The following is an 18,795-nucleotide window of genomic DNA, read 5'->3' as shown; positions in this document are numbered from 1 at the left end:
TAGTTTTAAAAACAGCTTTTAAAAACCGTCAAAAGGCATCAAAGGCAGCTTTCACCCAGTCAAATTCAAGGTTGGGTGGCTTGCCCGTTATCGCCAGAATATCAAAGCGGCAAGGCGATGAAAGCCCGCCGCGGGCGATATAAAGCCGTGCCGCACGCACCAGGCGCTGCTGTTTTTGGTAAGTGACGGTTTCCAGTGGATGCCCGTAGCGCGTCGTCGTACGGTGTTTGACCTCAATAAAGACAAGAATATCGCCATCTCGCATTATCAAGTCAAGCTCACCCCCTTTCACGTAATGATTCTGCGTGATCAGGGTGAGCCCCTGCTGGCGCAGCCATTGAGCGGCAATTTGCTCAATGGCTGCACCGCGGGCGCGGGCAGTGTGGGCGTTAGTCGTCACTGTCGACCAGGTTTGGGATTAAAATGGGCGAAGGCACACCGTTCTGGAATTTGGCCCAGGGCAACTCGCGGTAGATGCGCCCGTCGCCACTCAGGTAGAGAGTACCGGTGCTACCATTAAGGCCATTAAGCTCGCCCAGATCGGAAAAGCGGATGGCCAGTTCGTAAGCATCTACGCCCATGGCCATTAGGCGGAACATAGAAGCATCGGATTCGTCGCGCAGGCTTTGATAGGTAGATGCAAAGGGCAGGGCCTCTTCGCCGCCCACAGCGGCATCGGGGATCTGCCAGGGGATATCCACAAACATGACATCGTTTAGATCTTGGTCAAGGCGCGTCTGCAAGCGTCCTTCATGCAAGTGTGAGGTAGCATAGATAGGTAGGTCGGGGGCGTAGTAGTAATCCATGGTCGGGGGCACCTGGCGGGCATACTCAGGCAAGGCGAGCAGGAACAGAGCGTCAATATTGCTTAGGCGAGCACGATCACCGCTGACATTGAGAGCCGTTTGTACGGCATTGGAGACCGAGCTCTCGGGGTTGTAGCGTACGGCGTTAGTGATCTCGCCGCCCTGGCTGTGCCACTCATTCCAGAAGGCTTCACCTACGCGGCGACCCCAGCCGTTATCCGGTACCATCATGGACATTTGGCGGTGTCCATCCTGCCAGGCGCGGCGAGCGACTTGACGCGCTTCGTCTTCAGCCGAAAGGCCGTACTGGAACAGGCGCTGGGCTTGGTTGCTTTCGCCGCTGCCATAGTTGAGTGCCAGTGTCGGGAGCGGTACGCTATCGCGCTGCTCTAGCTGGGTGACTTGATCCTTGTCTAGCGGGCCAATAATCAGTTGCGCATTCATCTGCTGGGCGCGGTCATAAAGCTCATCCATCGAGTAGCGCGAGGCGTCCAGAAAGCTCAACTCGACATTGCTACCTTTGACATCATGGTGCTGACGCATGGCCGTGGCGATCGTGTTGGCAACACTACTCAGCGGGCCTGATTCAGGCAGCGCAACCACAATGCGGCGTATTTCCTGGCCCTCGAGCTCTGGTAGCGCAACGCTAACGGCATCGCTGGGCTGATCAAGTGCCTCGCGGGCCCAGCGTTGGCGCTCTGCAAGCCTCTCTTGCTGATTGGCCTGCATCGGTAGTTCGTCGTCAAGCACTTGTGCTGCACGAAGTACGGCGCGCGGCTCATTCAGGGCGCGGGCGAGTTCGGAAAAGAGCAGCGCCCAACGGACACGATCCGGTTCTGATAGCAGGCTTTCATCGATCCCGTCGGCGGTTTCAAAGGCTCTGTCGCGCTCACCTTGGCGGGCCAGAATATTAGCCGCTTCCAAGCGTGTCTTGGCGGCCTGTTCTGGTGCTTGCTGTTCGGCTTGGCTGAGTAGCTGGCCGGGATCTTCATCGGGCGCACGATCTACCACGCTAGGCGATTGCATCGCACAGCCAGCAACCAGAAATGCCATGAGGGCAGCGGCGAGTAAGCCACGTAATGACTGTTTCATGTATCCTTCCTTAGGTTTCCATTTGCGCTGTCGCTGCTTGTCAGCGATTGACAAAGCCACTGCACAAGCATAGCGCACCAGCAGGGCAAGCCATCAACGAATTGAGAGTCAACAATGACAGACGATAATCCGGGCACATTGTACGTGGTTGCCACGCCAATTGGGAATTTGGATGACTTAACCGCGCGTGCCGCTCGGGTGTTAGGACAAGTTTCGCGTATTGCGGCTGAAGATACCCGCCACAGTGGGCGCCTGTTGGCGCACTTGGGGCTGAATAAGCCCATGCTTTCTTTGCACGAGCACAACGAAGCGCGCCGGGTGGATACCCTGGATAGTTACCTTGCAGCAGGTGAGGATATTGCCCTGATCAGCGATGCCGGAACACCGTTAATTAGCGACCCAGGTTTTGTGTTGGTGCGCGAGTTACGGGCACGCAATCGCCATATAGTGCCCATTCCGGGCCCCTGCGCGCTGATTACTGCACTTTCAGGCGCGGGCTTGCCGACAGACCGCTTTGTGTTTGCGGGTTTTCTGCCCGCCAAGCCAGGCGCGCGTCGCCAAGCGTTGGACGGTTGGAAAACCCGCGAAGAGACGCTGGTGTTTTATGAATCACCTCACCGTATCGTGCACACTCTTGAGGCACTGCAGGAGCAAATGGCGGATCGCGATGTGGTATTGGCGCGTGAGCTAACCAAAACCTTCGAAACGTTTCTGCACGGTACCCCTGCGTCGCTATTGGCGCAGTTGACCGCTGATCCTAATCAGGCTCGCGGCGAATTTGTGGTCATTGTCGCCGGCGCCCCGCCGGTCGAGCAGAGTGAGCATCAGGCTATATCAGCGGATGCGTTGTTAGAAACGCTGTTGGCCGAGGGGGTTGGCGTCAAACAGGGCGCTGCAATTGCGGCGCGAATGCTCGGTGGTCGCAAGCAGACTTGGTACGCGCGCTTGCAAGCAATTAAAGGTGAGCATTGAGGCTAGTCGAGGGCGCTGGTATGCTTGCCGCCGGAGTTGGCCAGACAGTCGCCGCTAATACCCCTCAAAAGGTGTTGGGGGAGGAAAGTCCGGGCTCCATAGGGCAGAGTGCCAGGTAACGCCTGGGCGGCGTGAGCCGACGGAAAGTGCAGCAGAGAGTAGACCGCCTAAGCCCTCCGGGGCCGGTAAGGGTGAAAGGGTGCGGTAAGAGCGCACCGCGCGCCTGGCAACAGTGCGTGGCATGGTAAACCCCACTCGGAGCAAGACCAAATAGGGATCCAATGGCGTGGCCCGCGCTGGATCCGGGTAGGTTGCTTGAGCGCTGTGGTAACGCAGCGCCTAGAGGAATGGCTGTCCACGACAGAACCCGGCTTATCGGCCGACTCCCCCATATTACGTACCAGAGCGTGCACCCACGCTCTTTATTACGCTGTCACTATCATCTTGTGTGAGAAAAACATGCCTTCTCCTGACGCTGAACAGGTTGCTCCCCGCTTTCGCCATACCAGCGTACTACTGGAGGGTGCTGTCGATACCTTGGTTCATGATGCGCAGGGCATCTATCTGGACGGTACTTTCGGGAGGGGCGGTCACTCACGGGTTATTCTTGATCGTCTGGATGCCCAGGGCCAGCTACTGGCTATGGATCGTGATCCCCAGGCGATTGCCGCCGCTGCTGAAATAGCCGATCCACGCTTCCTGATTACCCAGCGCGAATTTGCTCAGCTTGCCGAGTTTGCCCGCGAACAGGGCGTGTTCGGCAAGCTTTCTGGGGTGCTGCTTGATGTCGGCGTTTCGTCTCCCCAGCTTGATGACCCCGAGCGCGGCTTCAGCTTTATGCGTGATGGCCCGCTGGATATGCGTATGGATCCTACCCAGGGGCAAAGCGTGGCTGATTTTCTGGCCCGTGCCAGCGAAGCAGATATTGCCTATGTGTTGAAAACTTACGGCGAAGAGCGCTATGCCAAGCGTTTGGCCCGCGCCGTTGTGACTCGTCGGGTTGAGAAGCCGTTTACCCATACGGTGGATTTAGCGGAAGTATTAAAAGTTGCCCACCCCGCCTGGGAGAAGGGACGCCACCCAGCAACCAAGGCGTTTCAGGGCCTGCGTATTTTCGTCAACGGCGAGTTGGAGCAGTTAGACAGTGCTTTAGACGCCGCGCTTGAGGCGTTGGCGCCGGGTGGTCACTTAGTGGTGATCAGTTTTCATTCCCTGGAAGATCGCCGTGTGAAGCGCTTTATTCGCCATCATGTGCGCGGCGATACCGACCTACCGCGTGGAGTGCCTATTCGCGACGATCAGCTGAATCGGCGGCTTGAAGCGCTGGGCAAAGGCGTGCGTCCCAGCGAGGAGGAAGTGGATGCAAACCCTCGCGCACGCAGTGCTGTCATGCGGGCTGCACGCAAACGGATGTAAATATCATCATGAGCATGGATCGGATTGAGCAGTGGGCGACCACGCTACGCACCGAATGGCCTTTCAGGCTGCGCCTACGCACCTGGCCGGTAGTTATTACGCTGTTGTTTCTACTCTGCATGGCTTCCGGGCTAGGTGTGGTCGTCACTACCCATATGACGCGGGTTCAATTTGCTCAGCTGCAACAGCTGGAGCAGGAAGAGAACCAGCTGCAAACGGAGTGGGGACAGCTGCTGCTTGAGGAGGGCGCATGGTCAACGCCTGCCCGCATTGAACAAATTGCCACTGATCGCCTGGGTATGCGAATCCCCGACGTCCATGATGTTGAGGTGATTCGGCCATGAGAAACGAACGTCGAGGCGGTACCTCCCGCCAGGCTCCGATTGCGCCCCCTCTCGGCGGCGGGCGGTTCATGTTTATGCTGGTTGCCATTGGCTTGGCATCTATTATTTTGATTGGCCGCATTACCTTGCTTCAGGTCATTGACCGCCCCTTTCTGCAAAGCCAGGGTGACGCACGTACCCTCCGTCACGAAACGATCCCCGCCCACCGCGGCATGATTACTGACCGTAATGGCGAGCCGTTGGCTATTTCCACGCCAGTGGTGACTCTTTGGGCCAACCCGCAAGAATTACCCGATGATGCCATTCAGCGCGTTATGTTAGCCCAGGCGTTGGGTATGACGTTAAGCGACTTTGAGTCTCGGGTGGCGCGCTTTAGTGAACATGAGTTCATGTATTTGCGCCGTCAGATGACCCCCGCGGCGGCCCAGCAGATACTTAACCTGCGCACGCCCGGCGTATATCCGCAACGCGAATATAAACGCTACTATCCTGCCGGTGAGGTCGCCGCCCAGTTGCTGGGGGTTACCAATGTGGATGATGTCGGTCAGGAGGGGCTAGAGCTCTCCTATCAGCCTTACCTAGCGGGCCGCCCAGGTCAACGGCGGGTTATTAAGGATCGCCGTGGGCGGCTGGTGCGCGAGCTGGGAGTGATTAACGAAGCCCAGCCGGGGGGCGAACTGACCCTCTCCATTGATCAGCGTATTCAATATATGGCCTACCGTGAGCTGCGCGCCGCGGTGGCTGAGAATGAGGCTGATGGCGGCGTGCTGGTAATGATGGATGCCCGCACCGGGGAAGTTTTGGCCATGGCTAACTTACCCTCCTATAACCCTAATAATCGAGCGGGGCTTGATCCACGCGGGTTACGTAATCAGGCGCTGGTAGATGTGTTCGMGCCGGGCTCGGTGATGAAGCCATTGGCCATGGCCGCCGTGTTGGAAAGTGGGGTGGTGGATCGTAACGCTATCGTGGACACCTCGCCCGGCTGGATGCGGCTGGATCAGTTCACCATCCGCGATTTCCGTAATTATGGCGAATTGGATTTGGCTGGCATTCTGGAACACTCTTCAAATGTGGGTATGTCCCGCCTGGCGCTGCGGTTAAGCGATACGGCGATTTGGGAAAAGTATAATCAGCTAGGTTTGGGCCAGGCGCCCGGAACCGGCTTTCCAGGCGAGTCTACGGGGAGCCTGCCGTCGCCGGTTCGCTGGTCGCGCAGCGAGCGAGCGACCCTCGCCTATGGTTACGGCTTGTCTGTGTCAGCGGTACAACTGGCCAGTGCTTACACGGCGTTAGCCAATGATGGCATGCGTTTGCCACCCTCGTTGCTGCGCCTTTCTGAGCCACCCCAGGGTATTCCTGCGATCGAACCGACGGTTGCCAATGATCTGCTGAATATTCTCGAAACGTCGGTGGCGGCCTATACCGGTGGCCGCAGAGCCCGTGTAGAGGGCTATCGCGTTGGCGGTAAAACGGGCACAGTGCGTAAAGTAGGCCTGCAAGGTTATACCACCGATGCTTACCGCAGCGTTTTTGCCGGGATAGCCCCCATCTCTGATCCGCGTATTGTCACTGTGGTAATGATTGATCATCCCAAGGCGGGCGAGTTCTACGGCGGCGCTGTCGCCGCACCGGTTTTTTCCAGTGTGACAGGGAATGCTTTACGCTTGTTAGACGTTCCGCCGGATCACGAGGCGGAGTAGCTTTTAAAGGAGATTGCATGACGCTGAGTCCAGGCGATGTATTAACGGCGCTTGCGAAAGTATGGCCCAAGTTACCACTGCCCGCTGATCTGCCTAAGCTGCCGGATCAGGTGCGCATTGAGATGAACTCGCGCAAGCTTGCCAAAGGGGATATTTTCGTCGCCGTGCCGGGCAGCCAGCGTGATGGCCGCGACTTTATCGAGCAAGCGCTTGAGGCCGGTGCGGCGCTTGTTTTAGCGCAGGGGGCGCACAGTGATGTTCAGCTCGATGGGCGGGTGCTGACATTGCCGCATCTGTCATCACGCTTGGGAGAGCTAGGGCGAGCGTTGTTTAAGGTGCCCGGTGAGCTGGAAGTCATTGCCGTAACGGGGACGAATGGTAAAAGTTCGGTGACCCATTACATCGCAGCCCTTAGCGAGGCCCTGGGCACACCTGCCGGCCTCGTCGGCACCTTGGGTGTGGGGCGCCCCGGCGAGTTGAACGACAGCGGGCTAACCACGCCTGGGCCCCTGGCGCTGCAGGCGACGTTGGGAGAGCTGGCGCAGCAGGGGGTAACACGTGTTGCTCTGGAGGCCTCTTCCCATGCCCTGGATCAGTACCGTTTGGAAGCGGTCAACGTCAGCGTAGGGGTGTTTACCAACCTGACCCGTGACCACTTGGATTACCACGGCAGCATGGCCGCCTACGCCGCTTCAAAGGCCAAGCTGTTTAGACGCTCTGAGCTTAGCTTGGCGGTGGTCAACGGTGATGATCCCTTGGCGCGTTTAATGCTGGCCGGCTGCAGCAACCGCGTACGCGTGCTGGCCACCGGGCAAGACGAAGCCGTGACATTGCGGGTGCTCGATTGGCAGGCGTTTGAGCAGGGGCAGCAGGCGATGATTGCGACCCCAGACGGCGAGAAAATACTGCGCTTAAAGTTAATCGGGCGGTTTAATTTAGATAACGTGTTACTGGCAATGGCCGTGTTGTACGGATTAGGCGAACCCCTTGATGCGCTGTTTGATGCAGCGATGGCGCTGACGCCGGTGCCGGGGCGCATGGAGCTGTATGGCGATGTTGGCGCTCCCAGCGTAGTGGTTGATTACGCCCACACGCCGGATGCCCTGAAAAGTGCCCTGCAGGCGCTACGCGCTCACCTGGGTGATGCGGGTCAATTATGGTGCGTTTTTGGCTGCGGCGGTGAACGCGATACAGGTAAGCGCGCCGAAATGGCCAGGGCCGCCGAGCCGCTGGCGGATCGCATAGTGATCACCGATGATAACCCGCGCCACGAGCCCGCCGCGCAAATCCGTGAGCAGATTTTGGCGGGCTTCTCGGCTAGCGCGCATCCCATTGAAATCGGTGATCGCCGCGAAGCCTTGGCAGCGGCCATTAAACAAGCTGGTGCCCAGGATGTGGTGCTGATCGCTGGCAAAGGGCATGAGGCGTATCAGGAGATCGAAGGTGTCCGCCACCCCTACACCGATAGTGAAGAGATTCAGCGTGCCTTTGCCCTGCGGAGAGCCCAATAATGCACTGGGATCTTGGTCAAGTAGCCGCGGCGCTCGGTATTGAAGCACCGTCAGAAAGCGCCCGGTTAACTATCTCTGCGGTGATTACCGATAGCCGTAAAATTGAGGCGGGTTGCCTGTTTGTTGCCTTAAAAGGTGGCAATTTTGACGGTCATGATTTTGTTGAGCGTGCTCACGCGCTGGGCGCGGTGGCAGCGTTGGTTGACACACCTGTTGCCAGTGACCTACCCCAACTGGTGTGCCCCGATACGCGCTTAGCTCTAGGGCTACTGGCCGGCGCGCACCGGCGTGCATGGCAAGGCCCCTTAGTCGCAGTCACCGGCAACAGCGGTAAAACCACCGTGAAGGAGATGTGCGCTGCACTGTTGACGCCTTTAGGGGAGGTGCTAGCCACCGAGGGGAATCTGAACAATGATTTCGGCGCGCCGATGACCCTGTTGCGATTGCGTCAGCAGCATAAAGCCGCCGTGATAGAGCTAGGGGCTAATCATTTGGGTGAGATCGCCTGGACAGCGCCGCTGGCACACCCCGATATTGCGATTATTACCAATGTGACCGGTGCCCATGTGGGTGAGTTTGGCGGCATGGGGCAGATCGCCCAGGCGAAAAGTGAACTGCTGGCTGGGCTGAACGGGCAGGGTACGGCCATATTGAATCGCGATGATCACTACTACACCTTCTGGGCCTCTCGGGCGGCCCCAAGGCGAGTTGTCAGTTTTGGCTTTCACTCCCAGGCTGATGTGAGTGCCTCAGCGCTTTCCTGTGATCCTCAAGGGCGGTATGCTTTCACGCTACTGCAGCATGGTCAGGCGCTGGGCCAGGTGCGTTTGCCGCTACTCGGCAAACATAATGTCAGTAATGCCTTGGCCGCCGCCGCAGCAGCATTAGCGCTGGGTGTGTCGGCAGAGCAAATTATTGCGCGCCTGGCAGCGCTGCCTGCGCTAGCGGGTAGGTTAACCGTGGTACCTGGCTTGCGGGGGGCCAAGTTGCTGGATGACACTTACAATGCCAACCCTGGGGCGGTCAAAGCAGCCCTGGATACCCTGGCAAGTTTCCCAGCCCCACGCTGGTGTGCGTTAGGGGCGATGGGTGAGCTGGGGGACGAGTCGGCAGCGCTGCACGCGGAAATTGGCCGCTACGCCGCTGAGCTAGGGATTGATCAGTTTTTAACGCTGGGTGATGCCGCAGGTCCCGCCAGCGAGGCCTTTGGTCGTGGGCTGCATTTTAACGATCACGAGGCGCTAACGCGTCATGTCACTAATACTTTGCCGCCGGACACCACCTTGCTGGTGAAAGGGTCGCGCAGTGCGGGCATGGAACATGTCATCAATGCACTGCGTTCGGATAAATAAGGTAAACGCCGTTCATGTTACTTCACTTGGCGAATTTTCTGTCGCAATACCAATCTGATTTTCAGGTAGTCAACTATTTAACCCTGCGCGTGATTTTAGGCGCTCTCACTTCGTTAATGCTCTGCTTATGGCTGGGGCCATGGRTGATCAGGCGTCTGGTCGAAGGCCAAATCGGCCAATCCGTGCGTGACGATGGTCCTCAGTCGCACCTTTCCAAGGCGGGTACTCCGACCATGGGTGGGGCGATGATCCTGTTGGCTATCGCCATAAGTACCTTGCTATGGGGTGACCTCACCAATCTGTATATTTGGGTGGTATTAGGCGTCACGCTTGGCTTTGGTGCCATTGGCTGGGTCGATGATTACCGCAAAGTGGTAGAGAAAAACCCCCGTGGCTTGCCCGCTCGCTGGAAGTATTTCTGGCAGTCAGTCGTTGGCCTGGGGGCGGCAGTGCTGCTTTATTTGAGCGCCTCAACGCCGGTCGAAACCAGTTTGTTAGTGCCGATGTTCAAAGAGGTTGCACTACCGTTGGGCGTTTTCTATATCGTGCTTAGCTACTTTGTGATTGTGGGCAGTTCCAATGCGGTTAATTTGACCGATGGTCTTGATGGCTTGGCGATTATGCCCACGGTACTGGTCGCTATGGGCTTGTCGGTGTTTGCTTATGCGAGTGGCAATACCCTGTTTGCTGAGTACCTGCATATTCCGTTTATTGCCGGTACCGGCGAGTTGGCGGTTTTTTGTGCCACTATTGCCGGTGCCGGGCTGGGTTTTTTATGGTTCAACACTTATCCCGCCCAGGTCTTTATGGGCGACGTAGGCGCCTTGTCGCTGGGAGCTGCGTTGGGCGTGGTGGCTGTGATCGTGCGTCAGGAGATCGTGCTGTTTATCATGGGCGGTATTTTTGTCATGGAGACGGTATCGGTCATTCTTCAGGTGGGCTCCTATAAACTCACTGGGCGACGCATCTTCCGCATGGCGCCATTGCATCACCACTATGAATTAAAAGGCTGGCCCGAGCCGCGGGTTATCGTGCGCTTTTGGATTATTACCGTGGTGCTGGTGCTGCTTGGCCTCGCAACGCTCAAAATTCGTTAATGCAGGTGACCATGTGTGCCGCTATTGGTCGTGAGCATGAGGCGAGAGGAAGCCTGTGATGGTTCAAGTTGCTAAAGGTTTAACGTTGGTGGTGGGGCTAGGGCTGTCGGGTCGTGCCATTTGTCGCCATTTAAGCCGCTTAAAGGTGCCTTACATGGTGGCGGATACACGTGCCGAGCCACCGGGGTTGGATGACTTTAAAGCCGCTCATCCGGGTGTTGAAGTTCACTGTGGCCCGTTAACGTCGCTGGATCTACGTGATGTTGAAGAGGTAGTCGTTAGCCCTGGTCTTGATCCGAGAATGCCGGGCTTGATAGAGCTGGTGGATCAGCTTAATCCGCGCACCGGCGAGCCGAGGGTGGTGGGCGAAATTGCCCTCTTTGTACGTGCCGCTAACGCCCCCATCGCCGCTATCACCGGGTCTAATGCCAAATCCACGGTCACCACGCTACTGGGAGAAATGGCCGCTTCCGCCGGTGTCAACGCGGCGGTGGGCGGTAATCTGGGTACGCCTGCTCTGGATCTATTGGCCAGTCATCCTGGTGCTGCGCTGTATATTCTTGAGCTCTCAAGCTTTCAGCTTGAGACGACTCCCTCTCTTGGTGCGAGCTGTGCGGCTTTTCTGAACTTATCCGAAGATCACCTTGATCGTCATGGGGATATGCATGGCTATCGCGCCGCAAAACAACGTATTTTTATCGGTGCAGAGAGTGCCGTGGTGAATGCCGATGAGCCCCTGACATGGCCTGAGCAGTCAGTGGCACAAGTGGCTTACTTTACTCAAGCTGCCCCTAAGGGGGGCGAGTGGGGGCTGGCGCTTCACCACGATAAGTTGACATTAATGCAGGGTAAAACACCCTGGCTGGCCATTGATGAGTTAAACATGGCCGGGCAGCACCATTACCTGAATGCCCTGGCGGCACTGGCCATGGGCCAGGCGTTGGGTTTCGCGGCTGGGCCCATGTGCAGCGCGCTGCGCGCATTTAAAGGCTTGGAGCACCGCAGTGAAGTGATTGCGCAAATTAACGGCGTCACCTGGGTTAATGACACTAAAGGTACTAATGTGGGCGCTACCTTAGCGGCCATTAATGGCATTGGCGCTACGCTGGAAGGGCGGTTGATTTTATTGGCGGGCGGGGTCGGCAAGGGCGCCGATTTTTCTCCCTTGGCCGAGCCTCTTTCAAAATGCGCACGTCACGTGCTGTTATTCGGGTTAGATGCCCCACGGCTAGCCGACGCATTGATTGAACACGTTAGTATTCAGCAGGTAGAGGATTTAACCCAGGCGATGCAGACAGCCTTTGAGCTTGCCCAGCCTGGTGACTGCGTGCTGCTTTCGCCCGCCTGCGCAAGCCTGGATCAGTTTGCCAACTACCAGCAGCGCGGCAACGTATTTCGCCGTTGGGTGCAGCAAAAGGCATCACCAACAGGCGAGGGGGCACTATGAGTCGACTTCAACGTCTTCGCGCGACGCTTTCAACGCGCGATTTACCCTGCGATGTCTGGCTCATCGTGGCAGCGGTTGCCTTGGCAGGTTTGGGTTGGGTCATGGTTAGTTCGGCGTCGATTGGCTTGCTGGAAGATACCTATCACTACTCACGTCAGCACGGCGTTTTCCTGGTGCTTGCCATCATCGCCTGCGTATTTATGCTCTGTGTGCCGCTTGAAGTGTGGCGCCAAAACGCAGCGCTAATTCTACTCGCCACTATTTTTCTATTGGTTTTGGTGCTGATTGTTGGCCAGGAGATCAATGGTAGTAAGCGCTGGATAGCGTTGCCGGGGCCCTTGCCGAGTTTACAGGTCTCTGAATTTGCCAAAGTCGGGCTGATTTTCTATATGGCGGCGTTTATGTCGCGTTTTACCTACGATTTGCGTCGCCGAGCGTTCAGCATGTGGCGCCCTCTGGCCGTGCTGGCCGTACCGGTTGGGCTGCTATTTTTAGCACCTGATTTCGGCGGGATGGTGGTCTTTACCGTCTGCGTGATTGGCATGCTGATGATGTGCGGTGCCTCGCTGGTGCTGCTGGTTGGCAGCGGGCTGCTGCTCGGCTCCGGGGCGGTTGTAATGGTGTTGATAGAACCCTACCGGCTGGCCCGGTGGACCAGTTTTTTAGACCCCTGGGCCGATCAGTTTGCAACCGGCTACCAGTTAACCCAAGCGTTAATCGCCTTCGGACGGGGGCACGTCACCGGTACTGGCTTGGGTAACAGTGTGCAAAAACTGCATTACCTGCCCGAAGCGCATACCGACTTTATCTTTGCCGTAATCGCTGAAGAGTTGGGCATGATCGGCGCGATTATCGTCGTGCTGTTGTTCACGCTGTTTATTACCCGCGCTATGTGGATAGGGCGCAAAGCTGAACTGGCAGGGCATCTATTTGGCGCTTATGTAAGCTACGGGGTCGGTTTTGTCGTAGCCGCCCAGGCGTTTATTAACATGGCGGTCAGTTCTGGCCTGTTGCCGACTAAAGGGCTAACGTTGCCGCTGATGAGCTATGGCGGCTCTAGCCTCCTCGTGACGGGGATTATGGTCGGTCTGCTGCTGCGTACAGATGCCGAAACACGCCATCGGCCCCGGCGCGCCTCCACCCCGTATAAATCGCGCCATGAACCGCGTTTATCGTAACGCTATGCCGCTGGGTGTTATCAGGAGTTTGATGTGACGACGAACGTAAGGCGACGAGTACTGATTATGGCCGGTGGTACCGGCGGCCACGTGTTCCCGGCGCTGTCGCTTGCCAAGGCTTTGCAGGCACAGCAGGTCGATGTTGAGTGGTTGGGTAGCCCGCGGGGAATTGAAAACCGTCTGGTGCCCGAGGCAGGAATTAAGTTACATACCATTGCAGTGAGTGGGCTGCGCGGCAACGGTTTAACGGGCTGGCTAAAAGCACCACTGAACCTTAGCCGCGCGATTTTGCAGGCGCGCACTGTTATTGGTGACTTCAAGCCCCATGTCGTGGTCGGCCTGGGCGGTTTTGCCAGTGGGCCGGGGGGGCTAGCTGCATGGTTGGCCCGTGTTCCTCTGGTGATCCATGAGCAGAACGCCGTAGCCGGTCTGACCAACCGGGTGCTGTCGCGGCTGGCAAAGCGCACCTACGCTGCCTTCCCTGAGGCTTTTGGGGCGCGCGCCGAAGTGGTCGGTAACCCAGTGCGGGAGGATATCGCCGCCTTGGGGAGCACGCCGAGGGATGAGAAAACACTCTCTTCTCGGCCTCTACGTTTGCTGGTGGTGGGTGGTTCGCTCGGCGCTGTCGCGCTTAACGAGCGCTTGGCCCCCGCACTGGCTGCACTGCCTATCGAACAGCGTCCCCAGGTGCGCCATCAGGCGGGTAAGGAGCGTGAAACGGCCACTGCTGAAAATTATCAGCAGCACGGCGTGAGCGCTGAGGTTAGCCCTTTTATTGACGATATGGCCGCCGCCTACGAGTGGGCTGACTTAGTGGTGTGCCGCGCTGGTGCGCTGACAGTGGCTGAATTAGCGGCTGCGGCTAAGCCCGCGCTACTGGTGCCGTTCCCGTTTGCTGTGGATGACCATCAGCGCATCAACGCCCAGGTACTCGTCAAGGCAGGTGCTGCCCAGTGCGTTGTTCAGTCTGAGCTAACCGTTGAGCGGTTAAGTGAATTTTTAAATCAATTGCTCGTCCCAAACACCCTGGCTGCGATGGCGTCAAAAGCACGCCAGGCCGCGCATCTAGACGCGACGAAGCGCTTGGCTGAAGGGTGTTTGGCGATGGTGCCGGTAGGAGACTCTGTGTGATCGATTCAGACCAAACCATGACACCTTCACGGACTGCTGCGGGCCCTGGCATGCGTCGGATACGCCGACTCCATTTTGTTGGCATTGGTGGCGCGGGCATGTGTGGTATTGCGGAGGTGCTGGCGAATCAGGGCTATACCGTGAGCGGTAGTGATGCCAAAAACTCTTCGGTCTTGGAGCGCCTGCGTCAATGTGGTGTCAGTGTGGCGATCGGGCACGCCGAGGCCAATGTGGAAGGCGCCGATGTGGTGGTCGTGTCCAGCGCCATTGATGAAACCAACCCGGAAATACGCTGGGCTCATGAACACCGCGTGCCGGTAGTGCGTCGGGCTGAAATGCTTGCTGAACTGATGCGCTTTCGTCACGGCATCGCCGTGGCGGGCACCCATGGCAAAACCACCACGACTAGTTTAACGGCGACACTGCTGGCCGAAGGTGGGCTCGATCCGACCTTTGTGATTGGCGGCAAACTGACCAGCGCCGGTGCTAATGCCCGCTTGGGGGAGGGTGACTATTTAGTCGCCGAGGCCGATGAGTCTGATGCATCGTTTTTGCACTTGCAGCCGATGGTCTCGATTGTCACCAATATCGATGCAGACCATATGGCTACCTACGGTGGTGATTTTGAGCGGCTGAAAAGTACCTTTATCGAATTTCTGCACAACTTGCCGTTCTATGGGTTGGCAGTGCTGTGTATCGATGACCCTCACGTGCGTGTGCTATGCGAACAGGTGAAACGGCAGTTTGTGACCTATGGGTTTGACAGCGATGCCGATTACCGCATTGTGGATTTTGCCCAGCAAGGCGGTGAAGTATCGTTTACAGCCCTACGCCCTGGTGGCGCCGCGCCGTTAGACGTGCGTTTGGCCATGCCGGGCCGCCATAACGCCTTAAACGCCATGGCGGCGATCGTGGTGGCCACCGATGCCGGGGTGAGTGATAGGGCTATTTTGAGCGGTTTGGCAGGCTTTGCCGGGGTGGGGCGTCGCTTTCAGGTGCACGGCCACTTTCCTGCGCCTAAAGGTGGCGGCGACATCATGCTGGTGGACGACTATGGTCACCATCCTCGCGAAGTTGATATGGTCATTCAAGCGATTCGTGCAGGCTGGCCTGAGCGTCGGCTGGTCATGCTGTACCAGCCCCATCGCTACAGCCGTACCCGCGATTTGTACGAAGATTTTGTGCGCGTGCTTTCTCAAGTCGATACGCTGGTGTTGCTTGATGTTTACAGTGCCGGTGAAGCGGTGATTCCTGGCGCAGAGGGGCGCACCTTGGCGGGCTCTATCCGCCAGCGCGGTGACGTCGATCCGCTGTTTGTCGAGAATAAACATGAATTGCCTGCGCTGTTAACCAACGTATTACGCCCAGGTGATATTTTAATTACCCAGGGCGCCGGTGATGTGGGGGGGATCTCCCTGCGTCTGGCTCAGGCACAGCTAGCGATGAACGAGGTGGATCTGTGAGCGTCGACGTAGCAACTCCCCACTCTGTTGGAAAAGTCGTGGTTGTTTACGGCGGCACCTCCGCGGAACGCGAGGTCTCGCTGAAAAGCGGTGCGGCGGTACTTGAAGCGCTGCAGCGTAAAGGTGTCGATGCCTGCGGCTACGACCCCCGAGACAACGGCTTGGTAGGCTTAGAGCAACTGGCTCCCTCGGTGGTCTTCGTTGCCCTGCATGGTCGCGGCGGGGAAGACGGCACCCTGCAGGGGGCATTAGAGCTGCTGGGTATTGCTTATACCGGTAGCGGGGTGCTGGCCTCGGCGCTGGGGATGGATAAGCAGCGCACCAAACAGGTGTGGAGTGCAGTTGGCCTGCCTACCCCTGAAAGCATTATGCTGGATCAAACAGCGGACTGGTCAGCGGTCGTCGCGCAGCTCGGCTTACCGCTGATCGTGAAGCCGGTACACGAAGGCTCGACGCTGGGAATTAGCATCGTAAAAAGTCAGGCAGCGCTTGAGGCGGCCTACCGCGAGGCAGCCCAGTTCGACGCCCGCGTGATGGCGGAGCGCTTTGTAGTGGGCGACGAGTATACGGTCGCGCTGCTAGGTGACCAGGTGTTGCCCGCCATCCGTGTTGAAGTGCCCGGCGGCTTCTACGACTACGAAGCCAAATATATCGCTAATACCACCCAGTACCACTTGCCTTGCGGCTTATCTGCCGAGGATGAAGCAGCACTGGCTGAGCTGTGCCAGCAGGCGTTTACAGCCATAGGCGGGGTAGGCTGGGGCCGGGTTGATGTCATGCGCGATAGCGAAGGGCGTTTTTGGTTATTGGAAGTCAATACGGTGCCAGGCATGACCGATCATAGTTTAGTGCCTCAAGCAGCGGCGCATGCGGGTATTGGCTTTGATGATCTAGTGCTGCACATACTCAACACCGCAGGCGAGCCGTTCACCGCATGAGCAATAACTTATTTAAAAGCGCCTTATTAAAAGTGCCTTATGAAAAGGCGTAATGCTTGGTTGGGAGTTATCCTGCTGGCGCTGCTGATGGGGGCAGGCGGGCGTGCGCTTTGGCTGTGGCTAGATCGCCCTATTGAGCGGGTGTCTATTCGTGGCGAATGGGAGTACGTCAGCGCCGACTATCTGCGCACTCAACTGGCCCCACTGGTGGTCGATGCCACTTGGCTGTCGGCAGATCTGGGAGAGCTGCGCGACCGGGCTCTACAGGTAGGCTGGTTAAACGAAGTGCGCATCTCCCGTGAGTGGCCTAACGCCCTGGTGTTTGAGCTCATTGAGCAGCAGCCCGTCGCGCGCTGGAATGATGATTTCTTGCTTAACCCTGATGGCGAGCCTTTCGCCTTTGCGCCTTTAACGCCACCGTCAGGCATGCCTGATCTGGCAGGCCCCGCTGGTAGCAGCGAAGAAGTGTTGAACTATTACCATCGGCTAAAATCCCACTTCGAACAATTATCGCTCGAACTCACTCAGCTTCGTTTAGAGCCACGCGGTGCTTGGCGGCTGCAATTAAACGATGGCGCTTGGGTGATGTTGGGGAGGCGACAGCATGAAGTACGCTTAGCACGTTTATCGGCTTCATGGCAGCGGGAGTTAAGTTCTCTTAGCGAACAGATTCGCTATATTGATCTACGCTACCCTAACGGTGTTGCTGTTGCGTGGCATGGAGAAAGTGAATTTGCGGTGCAAGATGAGTAACTTTTCTATTACTTGATGCAAATAAGGTGTAAAAGTGAGTGGTTGCCATCGTTGAAAAAGCCAATAATCGGCTTTAAATTGCTTTTCAAGCCTATTATTGTGGTTTTGTACTAGTCGTATTGCGACTATTGTTTCTATACTATGGGCCAGACACGAGTTAAATAGTTTTTAATTTCGACTATCGACAATTAGCGAGTGTCTGAGAAACAGCACTGATTATTTCGGGTAGTACGCCTTCAATGTTAAGCGTCACCCTATTTATATTTATTTTTAACAATGACGCAAGGAGATTTCCCGACTCATGGCAGGCTCACCCAACGCATCCAATATGGTGGTCGGGCTGGACATTGGAACGTCCAAGGTCGTCGCGATAGTCGGTCAACCTACCGATGATGGCGGAATTGAAATTGCTGGTATTGGTTCGCACCCTTCGCGTGGTATGAAACGTGGCGTGGTGATCAATATTGAATCAACGGTACAGTCTATCCAGCGGGCGGTTGAAGAAGCAGAGTTAATGGCCGGGTGTGATATCCACTCGGTATACGTTGGCGTCGCCGGTAGCCATATTAGTTCAATGAATTCGGATGGCGTTGTGGCCATTAAAGAGCGTGAAGTAACGCCCTCCGATATTGAACGCGTGATTGACTCAGCAAGGGCGCGCGCCATTTCAGAAGGTCAGCGTGTGCTGCATGTGCTGCCCCAGGAGTTCTCGATTGATGCTCAAGGCGGTATACGTGAGCCGCTAGGTATGTCCGGAGTGCGCTTGGAAGCGCAGGTGCACTTAGTGACGGCCGCATTAAACGCGGTGCAAAATATTGAGAAGTGTGTACGCCGCTGCGGTTTAGAAGTTGATGCTATTATCTTAGAGCAGCTGGCCTCAAGCATGGCAGTGCTCACTGAAGATGAGCGTGAACTTGGCGTCTGTATGGTAGATATTGGCGGCGGAACGACCGATATGGCTATCTTCAGTGAAGGCGCCATACGCCACACGGCGGTTATTCCTATCGCGGGTGACCAAGTCACTAACGATATTGCCATGGCGCTGCGCACACCAACGCAGCACGCTGAAGAGATCAAAGTTAAATACGCTTGCGCGCTTACCCATTTAGCCGCAAGCGATGAAATGATTAAAGTACCTAGCGTAGGCGATCGTCCTGCGCGTGATCTATCGCGTCAAGCGCTCGCTGAAGTGGTAGAACCGCGCTATGAGGAGCTGTTTACGCTAATAAGAGACGAATTGCGCCGTAGTGGCTATGAAGACATGGTGGCTGCTGGGATAGTGCTTACTGGTGGTACCTCGCGCATGGAGGGGGTTAGCGAATTGGCGGAAGAGATTTTCCATATGCCCGTTCGTATCGCATGTCCGCAAAATGTAAGAGGTTTGGCGGATGTCGTTCATAACCCCATTTATGCAACAGGCGTCGGGCTACTGCATTATGCCTTGCAGGAAACGCGTCATGGGCAAGGTCTAAGAAGCCACGGGGGAGTGGTTGCAGCTCATAAGGGCCGCAACGAGCTTGCCCGGCGTGATATCAAGGAAGACCATTCGGCGCTGGCAAGAATTAAAGGCTGGTTCAAAGGAAATTTCTGAC

The 18,795-nt window shown here is 56.9% G+C and carries 16 protein-coding genes and 1 other RNA gene; 15 read left to right on the top strand and 2 right to left on the bottom strand.

Translation table 11 applies throughout. The features are described from left to right. Positions 1-28: 28 nt before the first annotated feature. A complete protein-coding gene (locus HALO_RS14615) occupies positions 29-400 on the bottom strand; it encodes a YraN family protein (protein WP_035578413.1) in 372 nt (123 codons plus the stop codon). Beyond that, positions 390-1,898, bottom strand: a complete 1,509-nt coding sequence (locus tag HALO_RS14610) for a penicillin-binding protein activator (RefSeq protein ID WP_035578415.1) — start codon at positions 1,896-1,898, stop codon at positions 390-392. Before HALO_RS14610 ends, HALO_RS14615 begins: the two co-directional genes overlap by 11 nt. A 114-nt stretch (positions 1,899-2,012) precedes the next feature. Between HALO_RS14610 and rsmI the strand changes: the two genes are divergently transcribed. From rsmI to ftsA, 15 genes are all read left to right on the top strand, one after another. Continuing rightward, complete coding sequence (rsmI, locus tag HALO_RS14605; protein WP_035578418.1) at positions 2,013-2,870, top strand: 16S rRNA (cytidine(1402)-2'-O)-methyltransferase; 858 nt, start codon at positions 2,013-2,015, stop codon at positions 2,868-2,870. Between the two features lie 32 nt (positions 2,871-2,902). Beyond that, positions 2,903-3,261, top strand: an RNA gene (rnpB, locus tag HALO_RS14600) — RNase P RNA component class A. Positions 3,262-3,329: 68 nt separating this feature from the next. Continuing rightward, positions 3,330-4,286 carry a 16S rRNA (cytosine(1402)-N(4))-methyltransferase RsmH gene (gene rsmH / locus HALO_RS14595; protein ID WP_035578420.1) on the top strand — a complete coding sequence of 319 codons (957 nt, stop codon included), beginning with the start codon at positions 3,330-3,332 and terminating at the stop codon, positions 4,284-4,286. An 8-nt stretch (positions 4,287-4,294) separates the two neighbouring features. Further along, on the top strand, positions 4,295-4,630 hold the full coding sequence (gene ftsL / locus HALO_RS14590) for a cell division protein FtsL (RefSeq protein ID WP_035578423.1): 336 nt from the start codon (positions 4,295-4,297) through the stop codon (positions 4,628-4,630). After that, the gene (locus HALO_RS14585; protein WP_050713574.1) at positions 4,627-6,333 is read left to right on the top strand and encodes a peptidoglycan D,D-transpeptidase FtsI family protein; all 1,707 of its coding nucleotides are present in this window, start codon (positions 4,627-4,629) and stop codon (positions 6,331-6,333) included. The genes ftsL and HALO_RS14585 overlap by 4 nt, the downstream gene beginning before the upstream one ends. Before the next feature lie 17 nt (positions 6,334-6,350). Then, positions 6,351-7,844 carry a UDP-N-acetylmuramoyl-L-alanyl-D-glutamate--2,6-diaminopimelate ligase gene (locus HALO_RS14580; protein ID WP_035578430.1) on the top strand — a complete coding sequence of 498 codons (1,494 nt, stop codon included), beginning with the start codon at positions 6,351-6,353 and terminating at the stop codon, positions 7,842-7,844. Then, entirely contained in the window at positions 7,844-9,196 is a 1,353-nt protein-coding gene (locus HALO_RS14575) for a UDP-N-acetylmuramoyl-tripeptide--D-alanyl-D-alanine ligase (protein WP_050713573.1), read from the top strand. The genes HALO_RS14580 and HALO_RS14575 overlap by 1 nt, the downstream gene beginning before the upstream one ends. 14 nt (positions 9,197-9,210) lie before the next feature. Further along, positions 9,211-10,293 (top strand): phospho-N-acetylmuramoyl-pentapeptide-transferase, encoded by a 1,083-nt coding sequence (gene mraY, locus HALO_RS14570; protein ID WP_050713572.1) that lies wholly within the window; start codon positions 9,211-9,213, stop codon positions 10,291-10,293. A gap of 58 nt (positions 10,294-10,351) precedes the next feature. Then, positions 10,352-11,740 (top strand): UDP-N-acetylmuramoyl-L-alanine--D-glutamate ligase, encoded by a 1,389-nt coding sequence (gene murD / locus HALO_RS14565; protein WP_035578439.1) that lies wholly within the window; start codon positions 10,352-10,354, stop codon positions 11,738-11,740. Beyond that, the gene (gene ftsW, locus HALO_RS14560; protein ID WP_035578442.1) at positions 11,737-12,918 is read left to right on the top strand and encodes a putative lipid II flippase FtsW; all 1,182 of its coding nucleotides are present in this window, start codon (positions 11,737-11,739) and stop codon (positions 12,916-12,918) included. Before murD ends, ftsW begins: the two co-directional genes overlap by 4 nt. A 33-nt stretch (positions 12,919-12,951) precedes the next feature. Then, entirely contained in the window at positions 12,952-14,049 is a 1,098-nt protein-coding gene (murG, locus tag HALO_RS14555; protein ID WP_261378016.1) for an undecaprenyldiphospho-muramoylpentapeptide beta-N-acetylglucosaminyltransferase, read from the top strand. 17 nt (positions 14,050-14,066) lie between these two features. Then, positions 14,067-15,512, top strand: coding sequence for a UDP-N-acetylmuramate--L-alanine ligase (gene murC, locus HALO_RS14550; protein WP_035583244.1), 1,446 nt, complete (start codon positions 14,067-14,069; stop codon positions 15,510-15,512). Next, on the top strand, positions 15,509-16,450 hold the full coding sequence (locus HALO_RS14545) for a D-alanine--D-alanine ligase (protein ID WP_035578448.1): 942 nt from the start codon (positions 15,509-15,511) through the stop codon (positions 16,448-16,450). The genes murC and HALO_RS14545 overlap by 4 nt, the downstream gene beginning before the upstream one ends. A 39-nt stretch (positions 16,451-16,489) precedes the next feature. Next, complete coding sequence (locus HALO_RS14540) at positions 16,490-17,203, top strand: cell division protein FtsQ/DivIB (protein ID WP_035578451.1); 714 nt, start codon at positions 16,490-16,492, stop codon at positions 17,201-17,203. 301 nt (positions 17,204-17,504) lie between these two features. Further along, a complete protein-coding gene (ftsA, locus tag HALO_RS14535) occupies positions 17,505-18,794 on the top strand; it encodes a cell division protein FtsA (protein WP_035578454.1) in 1,290 nt (429 codons plus the stop codon). Position 18,795: the final 1 nt, after the last annotated feature.

The sequence above is a fragment of the Halomonas sp. R57-5 genome, assembly GCF_900070345.1.
Classification (GTDB): Bacteria; Pseudomonadota; Gammaproteobacteria; order Pseudomonadales; family Halomonadaceae; genus Vreelandella; species Vreelandella ventosae_B.
Note: the sequence above shows the minus strand (reverse complement) of the source record. Positions and strands in the feature narration are given on the sequence as shown.